The 15,885-nt window shown below is 42.5% G+C and carries 15 protein-coding genes; 4 read left to right on the top strand and 11 right to left on the bottom strand.

Translation table 11 applies throughout. The features are described 5' to 3' along the window. Entirely contained in the window at positions 1–2,718 is a 2,718-nt protein-coding gene (aceE, locus tag MMP72_RS04145) for a pyruvate dehydrogenase (acetyl-transferring), homodimeric type (RefSeq protein WP_241314825.1), read from the bottom strand. Positions 2,719–2,923: 205 nt separating this feature from the next. Next, positions 2,924–3,610, bottom strand: coding sequence for a M23 family metallopeptidase (locus tag MMP72_RS04140; protein ID WP_241314823.1), 687 nt, complete (start codon positions 3,608–3,610; stop codon positions 2,924–2,926). 106 nt (positions 3,611–3,716) lie between these two features. On the opposite strand from MMP72_RS04140, the gene MMP72_RS04135 reads away from it, so the two are divergent. Continuing rightward, the gene (locus tag MMP72_RS04135; protein WP_241314821.1) at positions 3,717–4,157 is read left to right on the top strand and encodes a DUF721 domain-containing protein; all 441 of its coding nucleotides are present in this window, start codon (positions 3,717–3,719) and stop codon (positions 4,155–4,157) included. 98 nt (positions 4,158–4,255) lie between these two features. On the opposite strand, the gene lpxC is transcribed toward MMP72_RS04135, so the two are convergent. The 9 genes from lpxC to MMP72_RS04090 form a co-directional block, all read right to left on the bottom strand. Further along, entirely contained in the window at positions 4,256–5,158 is a 903-nt protein-coding gene (gene lpxC / locus MMP72_RS04130; RefSeq protein WP_241314819.1) for a UDP-3-O-acyl-N-acetylglucosamine deacetylase, read from the bottom strand. Between the two features lie 203 nt (positions 5,159–5,361). Next, entirely contained in the window at positions 5,362–6,537 is a 1,176-nt protein-coding gene (gene ftsZ / locus MMP72_RS04125) for a cell division protein FtsZ (RefSeq protein ID WP_241314817.1), read from the bottom strand. Positions 6,538–6,703: 166 nt separating this feature from the next. Beyond that, the gene (ftsA, locus tag MMP72_RS04120) at positions 6,704–7,966 is read right to left on the bottom strand and encodes a cell division protein FtsA (RefSeq protein WP_241314815.1); all 1,263 of its coding nucleotides are present in this window, start codon (positions 7,964–7,966) and stop codon (positions 6,704–6,706) included. Between the two features lie 75 nt (positions 7,967–8,041). After that, on the bottom strand, positions 8,042–8,887 hold the full coding sequence (locus tag MMP72_RS04115) for a cell division protein FtsQ/DivIB (RefSeq protein ID WP_241314813.1): 846 nt from the start codon (positions 8,885–8,887) through the stop codon (positions 8,042–8,044). Positions 8,888–8,890: 3 nt separating this feature from the next. Next, on the bottom strand, positions 8,891–9,817 hold the full coding sequence (locus tag MMP72_RS04110) for a D-alanine--D-alanine ligase (protein WP_241314811.1): 927 nt from the start codon (positions 9,815–9,817) through the stop codon (positions 8,891–8,893). Positions 9,818–9,864: 47 nt separating this feature from the next. Further along, complete coding sequence (gene murC, locus MMP72_RS04105) at positions 9,865–11,310, bottom strand: UDP-N-acetylmuramate--L-alanine ligase (RefSeq protein ID WP_241314810.1); 1,446 nt, start codon at positions 11,308–11,310, stop codon at positions 9,865–9,867. A gap of 14 nt (positions 11,311–11,324) precedes the next feature. Continuing rightward, positions 11,325–12,422, bottom strand: a complete 1,098-nt coding sequence (gene murG, locus MMP72_RS04100; RefSeq protein WP_241314808.1) for an undecaprenyldiphospho-muramoylpentapeptide beta-N-acetylglucosaminyltransferase — start codon at positions 12,420–12,422, stop codon at positions 11,325–11,327. Between the two features lie 229 nt (positions 12,423–12,651). Continuing rightward, positions 12,652–13,596 (bottom strand): glutathione synthase, encoded by a 945-nt coding sequence (gene gshB, locus MMP72_RS04095; protein ID WP_241314805.1) that lies wholly within the window; start codon positions 13,594–13,596, stop codon positions 12,652–12,654. A gap of 223 nt (positions 13,597–13,819) precedes the next feature. Beyond that, entirely contained in the window at positions 13,820–14,299 is a 480-nt protein-coding gene (locus MMP72_RS04090) for a glutathione peroxidase (RefSeq protein WP_241314803.1), read from the bottom strand. A 177-nt stretch (positions 14,300–14,476) separates the two neighbouring features. Between MMP72_RS04090 and MMP72_RS04085 the strand changes: the two genes are divergently transcribed. Genes MMP72_RS04085 through MMP72_RS04075 form a run of 3 tightly spaced genes read left to right on the top strand, consistent with a single transcriptional unit; the run spans position 14,477 to position 15,665 of the window. Continuing rightward, positions 14,477–14,929 (top strand): MarR family transcriptional regulator, encoded by a 453-nt coding sequence (locus MMP72_RS04085; RefSeq protein WP_241314801.1) that lies wholly within the window; start codon positions 14,477–14,479, stop codon positions 14,927–14,929. Then, on the top strand, positions 14,930–15,127 hold the full coding sequence (locus MMP72_RS04080) for a DUF3565 domain-containing protein (RefSeq protein WP_241314799.1): 198 nt from the start codon (positions 14,930–14,932) through the stop codon (positions 15,125–15,127). It abuts the gene before it with no gap. A gap of 40 nt (positions 15,128–15,167) precedes the next feature. After that, positions 15,168–15,665, top strand: coding sequence for a GNAT family N-acetyltransferase (locus MMP72_RS04075; protein ID WP_241314797.1), 498 nt, complete (start codon positions 15,168–15,170; stop codon positions 15,663–15,665). Positions 15,666–15,885 lie beyond the last annotated feature (220 nt).

Here is a 15,885-nt window from a genome sequence, read left to right as displayed (position 1 = left end):
TTAATTCCCCTCACCTGCTTGATTTTCAGTATATTCAGCCACGGCTTGAACTTGTGGATGTGCTTGCGGTGCCCAAGCCACTGGACGATCAGTATCTAACTCAAACGATGAAATCGCATCTTTGACCAAACGATTTTCAACTTCACCCTCATCCGCCAATTTCTTCAAAGTCGCCACCACGATATGTGCTGCATCAACTCCAAAATAGCTACGCAAATTGCCACGCGTATCTGAACGCCCATAACCATCTGTACCCAAGGTCACATATGGACGGCTATCAGGTAAATAGGCACGGATTTGTTCGCTATAGGCACGCATATGATCGGTTGCGGAAACCACAATACCGTCTGTACTGCGTAACTGTTGCGACACCCATGATTCTTGTGCTGTTTCAGCTAATGGATGTAAACGGTTATATTCGTCACAGGCCATCCCATCACGTGCAAGCTCATTAAAGCTGGTGACACTCCAGACATTGGAATGGATTTGGTATTCATCACGAAGAATCTGTGCAGCTTTGATCACTTCACGCAGAATCACACCTGAACCCAGCAGTTGAACGCTTGCCTGCTCATCTTTTTGCAATAAGTACATACCGCGCTTAATCCCATCTTCAACGCCTTCTGGCATCTCAGGATGTTCATAGTTTTCATTCATGACCGTGAGGTAATAGAACACACGCTCTTGATTTTGATACATGCGTTTTAGACCATCATGTACAATCACCGCAAGTTCATAACCAAAGCAAGGATCATAAGCAACACAGTTTGGAATGGTGCCTGCTAAGATATGCGAATGACCATCTTGATGCTGTAAGCCTTCACCATTCAGGGTAGTACGGCCCGCTGTCGCACCCAATAAGAAACCTTGCGCTTGTGCATCACCTGCTGCCCACGCAATATCACCGATACGCTGGAAACCAAACATCGAGTAATACATATACATCGGAATCATTGGCAAATTATTGGTCGAGTAACTGGTGCCTAACGCCGCCCATGCACTCATGGCACCTGCTTCGTTGATCCCTTCTTGCAACATGTGACCATCTTTCGCCTCACGATAATTCATCAACTGTTCATTATCTTCTGGCGTATATTTTTGGCCATGTGCAGCGTAAATACCCAATTGACGGAACATACCTTCCAAACCAAAAGTACGCGCTTCATCAGGTACGATCGGCACCACATGGTCTTTAATGGCTTTTTCTTTCAGTAAGGCTGAGATCAAACGAACCATCAGCATGGTGGTCGATTGCGCTTTGCCACCACTGCCTTTTAACACCGCATCAAAAATCGAAAGTTCAGGAATCGGTAATGCTGCACTTTCTTTACGACGTGCAGGTAAATAGCCACCTAACGCTTCACGGCGCGCTTTCATGTATTTCAATTCAGGTGAGTTTTCAGCAGGGCGATAGAATGGTAGCTCTTCAAGCTGCTCATCATCAAAAGGCAGATTAAAACGATCACGTACATACTGCAATGATTCAATTTGCATTTTCTTGATTTGATGGGTTTTATTGACGGCTTCAATTTCATCAGACAAACCGTAACCTTTCACAGTTTTCGCCAAGATCACGGTAGGTTGACCATTACTCTTGGTCGCTGCGGCATATGCGGCATACACTTTGTACGGATCGTGTCCACCACGATTTAAAGCATCAATATCTTCATCACTGAGATTTTTCACCAGCTCAGCCGCTTCGGGATATTTACCGAAGAAGTTTTCACGTGCATAAGCACCACCTTTCACTTGATAGCGCTGGAAATCTCCATCGACAGCTTCATCCATACAAGCCTGCAAAGCACCAGTCGCATCTTGTGCAAGCAGTGGGTCCCAATGACGACCCCAAACCACTTTAATCACGCGCCAGCCTGCACCACGGAAAATCGATTCTAACTCTTGAATGATTTTACCATTACCACGTACTGGCCCATCTAGGCGCTGCAAATTACAGTTGATCACCCAAACTAAATTATCTAACTTTTCACGACCTGCCAGTGAAATTGCCCCTAAACTTTCAGGCTCATCCATCTCACCATCGCCGAGATAGGCCCAGATCTTACGCTCTTCTTCTTTAATCAGACCACGATTCATCAAGTACTTTTGAATGTGTGCTTGGTAGATCGACATGATTGGGCCAAGACCCATTGAAACCGTTGGGAACTGCCAATAATCAGGCATTAAATAAGGATGCGGATAACTCGGTAGACCATTGCCACCGACTTCACGACGGAAATTATTCAATTGATCTTCAGTTAAACGCCCTTCTAAGAAAGAACGTGCATAAATACCAGGAGCACAGTGACCTTGGTAATAAATCATGTCGCCACCAAAATGATCTGAGGCAGCGCGGAAGAAATGGTTAAAACCAACGTCATATAAGGTTGCCGATGAAGCAAAACTAGCTAAGTGACCACCCAGATCATCACCAGTTTTATTGGCACGTAATACCATCGCTAATGCATTCCAGCGAATGAGAGCACGAATACGACGCTCCATATCTTGATCACCGGGCATCGCGGGTTGTTCTTCAACTGAAATGGTATTGGTATAAGGTGTATTTAAGCGTTGTATTGGAACGTGTTTCGCAATCGCCCGTTGATAAAGCTTTTCCAGTAAGAAAGCAGCGCGCTCCGTGCCCATATGCTGCAATACTGAATCAAAAGCATCTTGCCATTCTTGGGTTTCCTGCGCGTCAGAGTCGCCATAAAACGCCATATAATTCACCTTTTCCCTTAAGTTATATTGTTCTTGCTATATTTATCATGTTTTGGCTTCATAAAGGTATCGCCCCAGATGAATACAAAACCACTTAATATTTTTTTCCTAAATAGTCATTGACCCAACTCTAACAAAAAACGTAAAAAATCGCCAATAAAGGCGATTTTTTTAAATATTTATATACAACTGTTTACAAATTACATTAAGGCAACATCGCGAGATAAGTTGAAGGGTTTTTACGCTGACCATCTTTTACAACTTCAAAATGCAAATGAGGTCCAGTACAACGACCTGTACATCCGACATTGGCAATATGCTGACCAGCACCTACACGTTCACCTGCATTCACCATTAAGCGTGATGCATGTGCATAACGTGTCACATAGCCGCTGCCATGATCAATTTCAACATATTGACCATAACCTGTACCCCAACCTGCTTTGGTCACGACACCAGGACCTGTTGCATAAATGGCTGTACCTGATGGCGCTGCAATATCTACACCTGAATGGTGACGAGTCGAACCCAATAAGGTGCGATTGCCCCAAGTGGAACTGACGCGACCTTCTTGTAGGGGATGACTCACCAACCAAGAATGACCTGTACCCGCTGAGAATGATGATCCACCATCTTGACGACCATATTTTTTCTCAATGGTGGCATTATTCAATTCAATGGTTTTTTCGCGTAATTTAACCGACACATTGGATACAGCAGGTAGATCAATATCATCAGGATGAGTATAAGAACCTTGAGCCAAGGTATTTGATAACTGTTCTAAACGATCAGCAACATTTGCTTGATTGATATTTTGATAGTCTGCAAAAGCAACTGAAGCAGCTGAAGCCGCCAATGAAAATGCCAGTAAAATACGACGCGTATGATGCATAAAAAACCTCTTGAAACCGTCCTTAAAAAGTCCCTTTATCATCTCTTCCTTGATAACAGTTAAAATAAACGCTTAAGATGGTCATATCACCTCGAAGGAAGTTGACATGTCTGAACCTAGTAACGTTTTTCAACAGAAAGGACAACGTACAAAAACTGGAAACTTAACGTTTCTGACGACGCAAGTCACACAATGGACACAACTTACGAAAATTATTCAACCTTTACTACCCCAACCAGAGCAATGGCAGGTTGTTTGTTATCAACATGGTGTTTTGATCATAACCGGTGAAAATCAAGCAATGATTAGTCAACTGAGTTATTTGCAAAGCCACTATGTTGCGCAGTTAGCTCAACTCGAAGGACTTCATGATTTACGAAAAATTCAAGTTCGTTTAAGACACAAAGTGATTGTACCTAAAGAACCTTCCCCCTCAACCAAAGTACTTACATCAGAGACCCAAGAGCTATTGCGTAGTGCCGCTGAATATGTGAGCGACCCTAAGCTTAGCCAAGCTTTACTACGTTTGGCAAGCAATAAAAAGTAAACCGCTCAACTTAAGTGATGGAATCTGTTGTTATTTTCCGTGACACACATCTCATTTTAATCTGTTACACTATAACATAGGCATGGAAAGACAATGACTTATGTCACACTTACATACGGAATTGGACAATTTTTCTCGTCATCAAATGTTACAATTTCATAACTGCTTGGATCGTTTTGAACATTGCGTAAAAGCTGATTATTGAGCGCATGACCCGATTTATAGCCATCAAACTTAGCAATGACCTGATGTCCGAGTAGATATAAATCACCGACTGCATCTAAAATTTTATGTCGTACAAACTCATCTGCAAAACGTAGCCCTTCTTCATTGACCACACCAGTATCATCCACCCCAATAGCATTGTCCAAGCTTGCGCCTAAAGCAAGATTATTGGCTTTTAAGTAATCGAGATCTTTCATAAAACCAAAGGTGCGAGCTTCACTCACTTCATAGACAAAGACTTCTGTGGAAAAATCAATCGTGGCGGACTGATATTCTTTGGCAAAGGCAGGATGATCAAAATCAATGGTAAAGTTTAGCTGAAAACCTGAATGGGGCGTAAAAATTGCTTGCTTATCTTCGATTAATGCTTCGACGGGTTTTAGAATTCGAATAAATTTCTTTGGAGCATCTTGCTCTGCAAGTTCACCTTGCATCAGCAAATAAATAAATGGCCCTGCACTTCCGTCCATAATCGGAACTTCAGAAGCGGACACCTCAACGATTAAATTATCAATCCCGAGTCCAGCAATGGCACTCATGACATGCTCAATGGTCCCCACCTTAATATCGTCGCGAACGAGATTGGAACACATGAATGCTTCTTGGATCAGCAAGGCATCAGCAGGAATGTCAACGGGTGGATTTAAGTCGATACGGCGAAAGACAATACCTCCATCAATATGGTGTGGAACAAAATTAATCAGCACCTTTTGACCACTGTGCAGACCAATACCGCTCGCTTTCACCACACGTTTGAGAGTCCGTTGTTTCAACATGCCATGCCAACTTTATTTGCAAAAACCGCTATAAGTTAGCATATTTAGGGTGTTTTGGCACTTCATAAATAGATTGCGTTGTCAAAGACAATCTTATCAGACTAGAGATAAAGCGTAAGCAATAGCGACACTATTGCTGATGTATTCTAAAAAATAAAAAAAAGGGGTAATCAATACCCCTTTCTAACAACTCTATAATCTTACTATTTGCGTTGCTGATTCTTCAAATAGTCTTGAATACTCATCGGTGATGAAAGTGGTGATGAACTTGGTGCTGTACTCGCAGAAGACTCCGTATTTGCACGCTTGTTAATCGCCGGCACATCATCTTCATCAACTGCCTGTGTCCCTTGAGACGAAGCATGAGGAGTAGTCGAACGTTTTTTATGATCAACTTCAGCCGAATTGCGCGTTAAACCCGTTGCAATCACCGTCACGCGCAGCTCATCACGTGCATCTGGATCAAATACGGTGCCATAGAAAATCTCACCATCATCCAAATCAACAATTTGATTGACAATATCGGTAATAATTTCTGTTTCACGAAGGGTAATATCATCACCGCCCGTGATATTGATCAACACACCTTTCGCATTGATAATATTTACATTATCCAGCAATGGACTACGAATCGCTTGTTCTGCAGCTTGACGTGCACGATCTTCACCACGACCTAAACCTGCACCCATCATGGCATAGCCACGTGTGCTCATCGCCGTTTTCAAGTCAGCAAAGTCAAGGTTAATATGACCACGATTGACCACGAGATCAAAGATACTACGCACTGCATTTAACAATACATCATCTGCCTTTTTATAGGCATCTTTCATTGAAATATCACCATAAACGCTGAGTAGGCGCTGGTTCGGAATGATAATTAAAGAATCAACATGTGCTTCTAAAGCATCAATACCTTTTTCCGCAGATTTTTGACGACGACGACCTTCAAAGTTGAATGGTGTGGTGACGACACCCACAGTCAAGATGCCCATTTCTTTGGCAACTTCAGCAACCACAGGCGCTGCGCCAGTACCTGTACCACCACCCATACCCGCAGTGACAAAGACCATGTCAGTGCCTTCAAGATGTTGACGGATGAGGTCACGACTTTCTTCCGCAGCAACCTGACCCACTTCTGGGTTTGCACCAGCGCCTAGGCCACGGGTACTTTGCTCACCCAATTGAATCTTGAATGGTGCATTCATACAGTCAAGCGCTTGCTTATCTGTATTGGCACAGACAAATTTCACACCTTGAATATCAGATTGCGCCATGTGCTGAACAGCATTACCACCACCACCACCAACGCCAAACACTGTGAAACGGGCTTGACCGTTGCCATCGTCTAGTTCATCTTCTATAAATTCAAATGAGGCCATGACCTTTAGATTTCCTAATATATTAATGGCAGTTACTTCAGCCCGTTACTGCCCTGATTTTTAAAACTACTGATGTTTAGGATGCTGTGCAATAATCACCAACTTGTCAAGTAGAGCGACCGACTATTACAACTTCCTAACAAATTTTCCTAAAAATAACTACAACTTAAAATATAGCTTTTAATTTGCTATTCAATGCATTCCAGCCATTGGCAACACGATCCACAAAACTACGGTCCGCTGCTTCCTCTGGCTCTTCAACCACATCTTGCAAATCACTTTGGCTAAACATCAACAAACCAGAAGCTGTAGCGTACATCGAACGACGCAAAGCAGGTAAATGTTGATCATCAGCATACACCTGTAAAGGTGGATTGCCCAAATGTGCAGAAACTCCAAGCATGCGTCGTGCCAAATTCACCATACCCTCAATTTGACATGCATCGCCAGTTAACACCACGCCATGATACAAACCGTGAATCGCACCACTATGTTGTAACTCTTCACGAATCAGTGCGAAGATTTCTTCATAACGAGCAATGATGATTTCTGCAAGTTCAATGCGACTAATGGTTTGAGTGCCATCAATTCCTTGTACTTGGATCATATGATCAGGTTTCACCACACTCAGGTCAACACAACCGTGTAGTATCTTGATACGCTCAGCTTCATCCGTTGTGGTCTGTAGAACAGCGGCAATATCACGCGTTACATTTTCACCACCACGCTGCAAAGTCCGCGCTAGCGCTAAACGTCCATCTAGGTATACCGCAATATTGGTAATACCCGCACCAATATCCACTAAACAAACACCGTATTCTTTTTCATCTTTGAGCAGGCTGGCTTCTGCGGTTGCTAAGCACGAGACCACCATTTTTTCCACCCCGATATTTGCGCCTTTCATGGCACGATCAAGGTTTTGCATGGTACTAATCGGCATCATCATCAATTGATAATGACCCGTCATACTGTGCGCAGACATATTGACTGGATTCTGCACCCACTCTGCTGAGTCACCCAATTCAAAACCCAGTGGCACTGCGCTCGCCAAATAATAATCTGGGGACACATGACTGGCTTTCGCTAACTCTAACGCTCTGACCACTTCATTTGTTGTAATAATATGATCATGGTTGGCTACAGGCGTACGGCCAGACGCATAAAAACTCTGTAATTCAGTACTCGGAATAGAAACCCAAGCACTATGGATACGGCACTCCGCCATATCCTCAGCTTCTGATACTGCATTTTTGATTGCCGCAATGACCTTATCCAGACTGACAATTTTGCCCTTAACCATACCTCGGTTACGAGCAGATGCCATGCCAATGACTTGGATCTTATCCGGCGCATGGATTTTACCAATTAAAACTGTGACCTTATGAGTCCCAATATCAATCGTAACAACTGAGGGAACAGTTTCACTCATTACTTGAATACCATATTTTGTTGTGTAGTACGGGCAAACTGCCTGTTGTTTTCAAGCCACGTATTATGGCTTTGCCTAAATTGCACCTGCAAGGCTTGTGTCATCAATCGTTACAACAAACTGACCGTTGACAATCTTAGGCGGTGTTGCATTTCTCCATTGAATGGCAAGACCATTCCGATAACGCAAGTCAATCGCCGAGATTTTGGGCCATACAGGTTTAAGATCTGTTTGTGCCAAATGGCTTAAGCGTTGTAATTTATTCATGGTCTGATCTTGATCTACAATAATACGTAAACCTGAATCAAACTGCATAAACCACGTCATACGCTCGGTTAAATACAACTCTTTTAAACGCAAATCAGCAGGCAGAAAAAGCTGATTAATTTCATTATAACGACGCATCATCATTTTGGATTGACTGGTTGGACCATGTAAAAGCGGTAAATTTGGATGTGCTTTTGGCACAGCTTCGCTAAATACTTCACCATTGTCACTGAGCAAACGCCCTGTTCCCCAACGCGCAATTGCATGACGCGGCATCACCCGCACACGAATTGCATTTGGCCAAGCTCGTGACACGACCACACGGTCGACCCATGAAACATTTAATGCTTGATCTCGAATGAGTTCTAAATCTGAAGTAAAATAATTATCTTTAATAATCGGTGTTAATTTCTGCACCAACAATTGGTTTTCTTGTTCTGAATTTGCACCAACCACCTGCAATTCCGCCACCGTTGCATCGGTCATGACTTTATATAAGCCATAAACACCCAGCGCCAGCACTGCAAATGCAATCACCAGCAACACCCAGCCGCCCGCATTCACCATCTTTTGTTGAGGCGAAGGCGGTTTCTCGTGGATAGAGCTAATCGCAGGCCGTGATTTACGGCGCATAGATGCAGGGAGTTGAGCCATAAATTAAGCCGACTTTGCTAAGGTTTGCTCTAAAATCGCAACACAGAGCTGATCGAAACTATAACCCACGGCTTGTGCTGCTTTTGGCACAAGGGAATGACTGGTCATACCTGGAACAGTATTCACTTCCAACAACCAGAAGTTGCCCTGCTCATCTTGCATCGCATCAATACGTCCCCAATCTTCCGCACCAACGGCTTGGAAAGCACGCAAACAAAGTGCTTGTAAGCTTTGCTCTTCTGCCTCACTTAGCCCGCAAGGAATCCCATATTCAACATCATTACGTTGATATTTTGTTTCATAGTCATAAAACGCCACATCTGCTGGCGGTTGTAAACGAATCACGGGTAAAGGCTGACCATTTAAAAATGAAATGGTAAATTCACGACCAGTAATCCATTTTTCAGCCATCACCACAGCATCATGCTGCGTGGCTTTCTCAATCGCCGCTGCAAAGTCTTCTGCTTTCTCAACCTTACTCATGCCCACACTTGAGCCTTCATGCACAGGTTTAATAATCACAGGCAAACCCAAATCCGCAATCACAGCATCTAAGTCAGTCTCTTTGCTAACGATACGGTATGGCGCTGTTGGCAAGTCACTTCCTTGCCAAATTTGCTTGGTTTTCACCTTATCCATACCAATCGCAGAACCTTGTACCCCAGTGCCTGTATAGGGAAGATCTAACCATTCCAATACCCCTTGGATCTGACCATCTTCGCCACCGCGACCATGTAATACGATAAAAGCGCGATCATAAGCAGCCAACTCAGTCACACTACGATCTTGTGGATCAAAGGCTTCTGCTTGCACACCCGAACGCAGCAATGCATCTAAAACAGCTTGACCACTATCCAATGACACAGCACGTTCAGCCGACTTCCCACCAAACAACACAGCAACTTTGCCGAATTTTGCAGCATTTGACACGTTTATATCCTTAAAACTGTAAAACTTTTAATATTCACAAAACACAATTATTTGGCATACAAGCGATGCTGAGCCAATTCTACCGAAATTGCCCCCACGTTACCTGCGCCTTGTGTTAATAACAAGTCATTCGCTTGTAACACTTTTTGTAAAACACTTGGTAAATTACCTTCGACAGGATCAACCAAGATCGGTTCAACCTGACCGCGTAGACGAATACTGCGTGCCAAAGCACGGCTATCCGCACCGACGACTGGCTTTTCCCCTGCTGGATAGACTTCTAACAATAACAATTGATCGACTTGCGATAACACATCAACAAAATCATCAAAACAGTCACGAGTACGGCTATAACGGTGCGGCTGGAACATCATCACTAAACGACGATCAGGATGGCTGGCACGGGCCGCTTTGATGGTGGCTTCAACTTCTTTAGGGTGATGACCATAATCATCCACCAATTTCACCAAGCCATCTCCGACCTCAAACTCACCTTGAACTTGGAAGCGACGACCGACACCACTAAATCCAGCTAGAGCACGACAAATCGCCTCATCCGAAACCCCTTCATCGGTTGCTACACCAATCGCTGCAAGTGCATTTAGCACATTATGCAAGCCGGGTTGGTTGACGGTGACACGTAACGGTTCACGATCTTTACGCAACACAGTGAAGTGTGAACGCATACCATCCTGTTCCACATCAATGGCACGCACGTCATTATCATCATCAAAGCCATAAGTAATGACAGGACGACCGACTCGCGGAAGAATCTCGCGAATATTGGCATCATCGCCACAGACCACAGCTAGGCCATAAAACGGCAAATTATGTAAAAATTGAATGAAAGTATCTTTTAACTTGTCAAAGCTACCTTCATAGGTATCCATGTGATCCGCATCAATATTGGTGACGATGGCCGCCATTGGCTGCAAATACAAGAATGACGCATCCGACTCATCGGCTTCAGCCACGATAAAACGGCTTTCACCGAGTGCGGCATTGACGCCTGTACTATTCAACAATCCACCGATCACATAGGTCGGATCAAGATTTTCTTCCGCCAACATCGTGGTCAACAAACTGGTGGTGGTGGTTTTACCATGCGTTCCAGCAACCGCGATACCATGACGGTAGCGCATCAACTCACCTAACATTTCCGCACGACGCACAATCGGGGTACGTTGTTCGATGGCTGCTTTAATTTCTGGGTTTTCAGGATCAATCGCAGTCGACACCACCAATACATTGGCATTTTTAATATTTTCAGCACTATGACCAATATACACTTTGATGCCATTGGCTTCGAGTTGCGCTGTGGTTTTTGAGGCTTTAATGTCAGAACCTGAAATTTTATAACCTTGGTTACTCAATACTTCGGCAATACCGCACATCCCCGCACCACCAATCCCAACAAAATGGATGTGTTTAATACGGCGCATCTCTGGCACTTTAATCAGCTTTTTGGCTTGGTTTGGATTTGTTGGAGACATAAATAAGACTCGAATTACAATTTTTTAATCAGATCAACCACATGCTGAGTTGCATTCGGTTGTGCTTGTTGACGTGCTTTAATGGCCATTTCAGAGAGGAGCTGACGATTCAATAACGTCGCTAATAACTCATCTAAAACAACAGGTGTCATGTCTGCTTGCTGGCAAATCTTAGCAGCCCCCACATTTGCAAGGAATTTAGCATTGGCAGTTTGGTGATCATCCACCGCGATCGGCAAAGGTACAAAAATCGCAGCAAGACCCGCAGTTGCAACTTCAGTGACCGTTAAAGCGCCTGCACGACAGATAATCAGATCCGCTTCACTATAAGCTTTGGCCATATCTTGAATAAAGGGCTGAACGTCGACATGCAACCCCTCAGGTGCAGCTTGATAACGATCTCGCGTTGTATCTTGCTGATTTTGACCACACTGATGAAAGACATTTAACGGCACATTGAGTTTTTTCAAAGCGTCTGGCAAACGCTCATTTAACGCTTGTGCGCCCAATGAACCACCAACAATCAAAATATTGAGTGGCTGTTGTTCTTGTTCACGACTTTGATAGCGCCATGATGGATTTAAAATCGCGCTGATTTCAGCCCGTACAGGATTACCTGTGGTGACCACTTTATCACTACTTGGGAATGTATTTGGAAAAGCCTGACAAACTGTTTTGGCAATACGTGACAGCTGGGTATTGGTAAAACCAGCAATCGCATTTTGCTCATGAATGAGTACTGGGATACCGAGCAAACGTGCCGCCAAACCACCCGGTCCTGCGACATAACCACCAAAACCAGCAACAGCATCAATCTTGAGCTGCTTCATGTAGCGCATCGCGCTTAAGGTTGCTTTTAAGATTTTAAACGGCGCACTGAGTTTACGTAATATGCCATTACCACGCACGCCTTGGATATCAATTTGATAAATCGGAATATTTTGATCTTTGAGTAAGCGATTTTCCATGCCCGTCGGGGTCGCCAGCCAAGACACTTGGCAGCCGTCTTGTTGAAGTTGTTTTGCAACGGCAAGCGCAGGAAAAACATGCCCACCCGTACCAGCGGCCATCATCAAGACATGTTTGGGTTTGTTCTGTGGTGAATTGGTCACGGTCTAATTCTTCAACTCAAAAAAAGAAGGTTATCGTCTATTGTTTTCGGCAGTTATTTTAATCCTAAAGTTTGATTCACGAAAAGCGAATTTCACTTGTTTACAACAGAAAGCTATACTTTTTGCAATTGTTTGCTAAAAACATGATGATGTCTACATCTAATTGCCCATTTACCGCTAAATTAACATAAAAAATAAACGGGCAATTCGGTCAAAAATTGATAATAATTTAGTGTGTACGACCCGCTTCTAACACCGTAAATAAATCATCGGCAATTGAGGTGCCAAATTGTGCATCAATCTCTCGAATACAGGTCGGACTCGTCACATTAATCTCAGTCACATAATTGCCAATCACATCTAAACCGACAAACACCAAACCTTTTTCACGTAAGAATGGACCTACTTTTGCCGCAATCATTTTATCATTTTCACTCAATGGACGGGCTTGACCTAAACCACCCGCAGCCAAGTTGCCACGTACTTCACCATTTTGTGGAATACGCGCCAAACAATACGGAATTGGCTCACCATTGACCATCAAAATGCGTTTATCCCCTTCCACGATTTCAGGAATATAGCGCTGTGCCATGATTGGACATGTTCCAAGTTCAGTGAGCATTTCCAAAGTTGAACCGATATTGACACCATCTTGATACAAGCGAAAAATCCCTGTACCGCCCATGCCATCTAAAGGTTTGACGATGACATCGCCATGTTCTTTGATAAATTCACGAATTAAACTTTGTTGTGAAGTGACCAAGGTTGGCACTTGTAGCTCTGGGAACTGCGTTGCAAACAGCTTTTCATTACAATCACGTAAAGATTGCGGTTTATTAATGATCCACGCGCCTTCACGCTCCGCCTGTTCTAAAATATAAGTGCTGTAGACAAAGTTCATATCGAATGGTGGGTCTTTACGCATCAACACCACGTCATAAGCGGCGATTGACTCTTTTTGTTTTTCACCCAGTTCGTAATAATGATCATAATCTTCAAAGACTTTTAACGGCGAAATCAAACCAAATGCCTTGCCTTGGTCGATATACAAATCTTGTTGTAATGCATAACCCAACTCATGTCCACGACGACTGGCCGCCCATAACATCGCCATGGTGGAATCTTTTTTAAGATTCACAGTTTCAATCGGGTCCATCACTACAAGTACACGCATAATCTGACGCTCGTATTTTTAATCTTGGCAAAAAGTATAGCGAAGTTTGATGATGATGTTTAAACAAGTTATGTAATTCTTAAGTATAAAAAAATCTATTTGATTCAGTCTTCTACACTAATCTCCATATAACGTCTAAATTGATCATGGATTAAAAATGAGAAAATTACTGGTCGATGATTTCAATACCAGTAATTTCCAAATCATCAAGGCTTTATGCAACTTATGCCAAAAGTTTCTGAATATCTTTCGCAATTTTTTCTGGCTTTGTGATTGGAGAATATCGTTTCACAACTTCACCTTTTTGATTGATCAAAAACTTGGTGAAATTCCATTTAATACTTTTACCCAACAGACCTTTGGCTTCCGAAGTTAAGTATTGATACAAAGGATGTGCAGTTGGCCCATTCACGTCAACTTTGGCAAACATCGGAAATGACACGCCATAGTTGCGTTGACAGAAGCTACCAATTTCTTCATTGCTGGATGGATCTTGGTTGGCAAATTGATTGCAAGGGAAACCTAAAATTACCAAACCTTGTTGTTGATAATCCTGATATAGCTTTTCCAGCCCTTCAAATTGTGGGGTTAATCCACATTGGCTTGCGGTATTCACCACCAATAAAACTTTGTCTTGGTAGTCTGCAAGGTTTTTTTGCTCGCCTTCTAAAAGTTCAGCCTGAAAATCATAAATCGTGGTCATAACAGTTCTCTCTTCAATAAATGTGCAATTTCCAACGTCGCTGTTTTGGTAATTCAGCTACATGGCAAACAATATTGCACACAATTATCTTGTGCACAAGTTAATTATGCGCAATATACTTCCCCGACTTTTCAAACTATACTGTTTTCTAGCAATGATGATGTTGAGGAGTAAAACATGGCTGAAATTTCTTTTTTGGATAACCAAGTGTGTTTTGCCATGTATTCCGCGACCAATGCAATGATCCGCCAATATCGTCCTTTACTTCAGGAATACGACCTGACTTATCCGCAATTTATCGTGTTATTGGCTTTGTATGAGAAAGACAATGTGACCTTGTCTGAGATTGGGCAAAAGACTTTTTTTGATTCAGGAACGCTCACACCGATTATTAAAAAACTCGAAGAAAAACGGTTTTTAAAGCGTATTGCAGTGAAAGAAGATGAACGGATGAAAAAAGTGATCTTGCTGGAAAAAGCACTCGCTGCAAAAGATGAAATTACCCTCATTCCATTTAAGCTCGCCTGTTCGTTGGGTATAGACCCGAATGATTTAGTGGCGATCCATAATTTATGTCATCGCTTTTTAAAGGGTTTAGAGCATTCTAAACTCGAAAGTATGAGTGACTAAATGCAACAGGCAATTGTTGGATTTCATCTCGATGAAGAAGAACACTGGGTTGCTAATTTGGCTTGCGGTCATAGTCAACATGTGCGCCATGATCCACCGTGGCAAAATCGCCCTTGGGTTTTGACTGAACAAGGGCGAAATGGAAAGTTAGGTGTGATGTTGGAATGTAAGAAGTGTGAGGAGATAAAATCTGGATAAGAGATTTTGTGTTAAGTTAAATTTTTTGCAAAAGAAAAAAATGATGAATATTGAGATTAAAACTTTAAATGTAAGTGATGTTAACGATTTTAGAAATATTCGACTTGCAGCATTATTAAACGCCCCCAAAATGTTTGGTTCTAGTTATTCAATAGAAGTAAACAAGCCATTAGATTTTTTTCAGAACTGTTTATCAAACTCAATTGTATTTGGTGCCTATCACGGAAAAGAAATCGTCGCTTTAGCGACTTTAACACAAGAAACAGTCGCCAAAATTTCCCATAAAGCCTATCTATCAAGTGTGTTTGTTCAGCCTAAATTTCAAAACAAAGGTATCGCAAATGAACTACTTCAAGCAGTCATAGAATATAGCAATAAACATGTCGAACAAATTTTACTAACAGTCGCTGATGACAATCATTCTGCCATTCATCTTTATAAGAAATTTGGTTTTCAAACATATGGAGTAGAGCCCAAGGCATTGAAAGATAATATGGAATATAGTGATGAACTGATGATGAAGCTTTTCTTAATCTAGAGCCTACCTTCTGAAGCTGTGGATCATTTCAACATTTTGCTCCTTTAGAAATCAGGAAAAGTGTGATTTTATTTATTTCTCAAGCAATTTTATTGGTAATAAAGTGTCAAAGCTGATTAATAAACAGCCGACTTAATTACAAAGTCAGCTTTTTTGACAGTTTCCGGCGTTATGTAAAATTATTAAGTGCCTGATTTAGACAAATTAGATGGCTATGGTT

The organism is Acinetobacter sp. NIPH 2699 (genome assembly GCF_022549355.1).
Lineage (GTDB): Bacteria > Pseudomonadota > Gammaproteobacteria > Pseudomonadales > Moraxellaceae > Acinetobacter.
Note: the sequence above shows the minus strand (reverse complement) of the source record. Positions and strands in the feature narration are given on the sequence as shown.

What these genes read in the sequence shown, in the direction of transcription:
- aceE (WP_241314825.1), bottom strand. Translation starts at nt 2,718, where the DNA reads ATGGCGTTTTATGGCGACTCTGACGCGCAGGAAACCCAAGAATGGCAA.
- MMP72_RS04140 (WP_241314823.1), bottom strand. Translation starts at nt 3,610, where the DNA reads ATGCATCATACGCGTCGTATTTTACTGGCATTTTCATTGGCGGCTTCA.
- MMP72_RS04135 (WP_241314821.1), top strand. Translation starts at nt 3,717, where the DNA reads ATGTCTGAACCTAGTAACGTTTTTCAACAGAAAGGACAACGTACAAAA.
- lpxC (WP_241314819.1), bottom strand. Translation starts at nt 5,158, where the DNA reads ATGTTGAAACAACGGACTCTCAAACGTGTGGTGAAAGCGAGCGGTATT.
- ftsZ (WP_241314817.1), bottom strand. Translation starts at nt 6,537, where the DNA reads ATGGCCTCATTTGAATTTATAGAAGATGAACTAGACGATGGCAACGGT.
- ftsA (WP_241314815.1), bottom strand. Translation starts at nt 7,966, where the DNA reads ATGAGTGAAACTGTTCCCTCAGTTGTTACGATTGATATTGGGACTCAT.
- MMP72_RS04115 (WP_241314813.1), bottom strand. Translation starts at nt 8,887, where the DNA reads ATGGCTCAACTCCCTGCATCTATGCGCCGTAAATCACGGCCTGCGATT.
- murC (WP_241314810.1), bottom strand. Translation starts at nt 11,310, where the DNA reads ATGTCTCCAACAAATCCAAACCAAGCCAAAAAGCTGATTAAAGTGCCA.
- gshB (WP_241314805.1), bottom strand. Translation starts at nt 13,596, where the DNA reads ATGCGTGTACTTGTAGTGATGGACCCGATTGAAACTGTGAATCTTAAA.
- MMP72_RS04090 (WP_241314803.1), bottom strand. Translation starts at nt 14,299, where the DNA reads ATGACCACGATTTATGATTTTCAGGCTGAACTTTTAGAAGGCGAGCAA.
- MMP72_RS04085 (WP_241314801.1), top strand. Translation starts at nt 14,477, where the DNA reads ATGGCTGAAATTTCTTTTTTGGATAACCAAGTGTGTTTTGCCATGTAT.
- MMP72_RS04080 (WP_241314799.1), top strand. Translation starts at nt 14,930, where the DNA reads ATGCAACAGGCAATTGTTGGATTTCATCTCGATGAAGAAGAACACTGG.
- MMP72_RS04075 (WP_241314797.1), top strand. Translation starts at nt 15,168, where the DNA reads ATGATGAATATTGAGATTAAAACTTTAAATGTAAGTGATGTTAACGAT.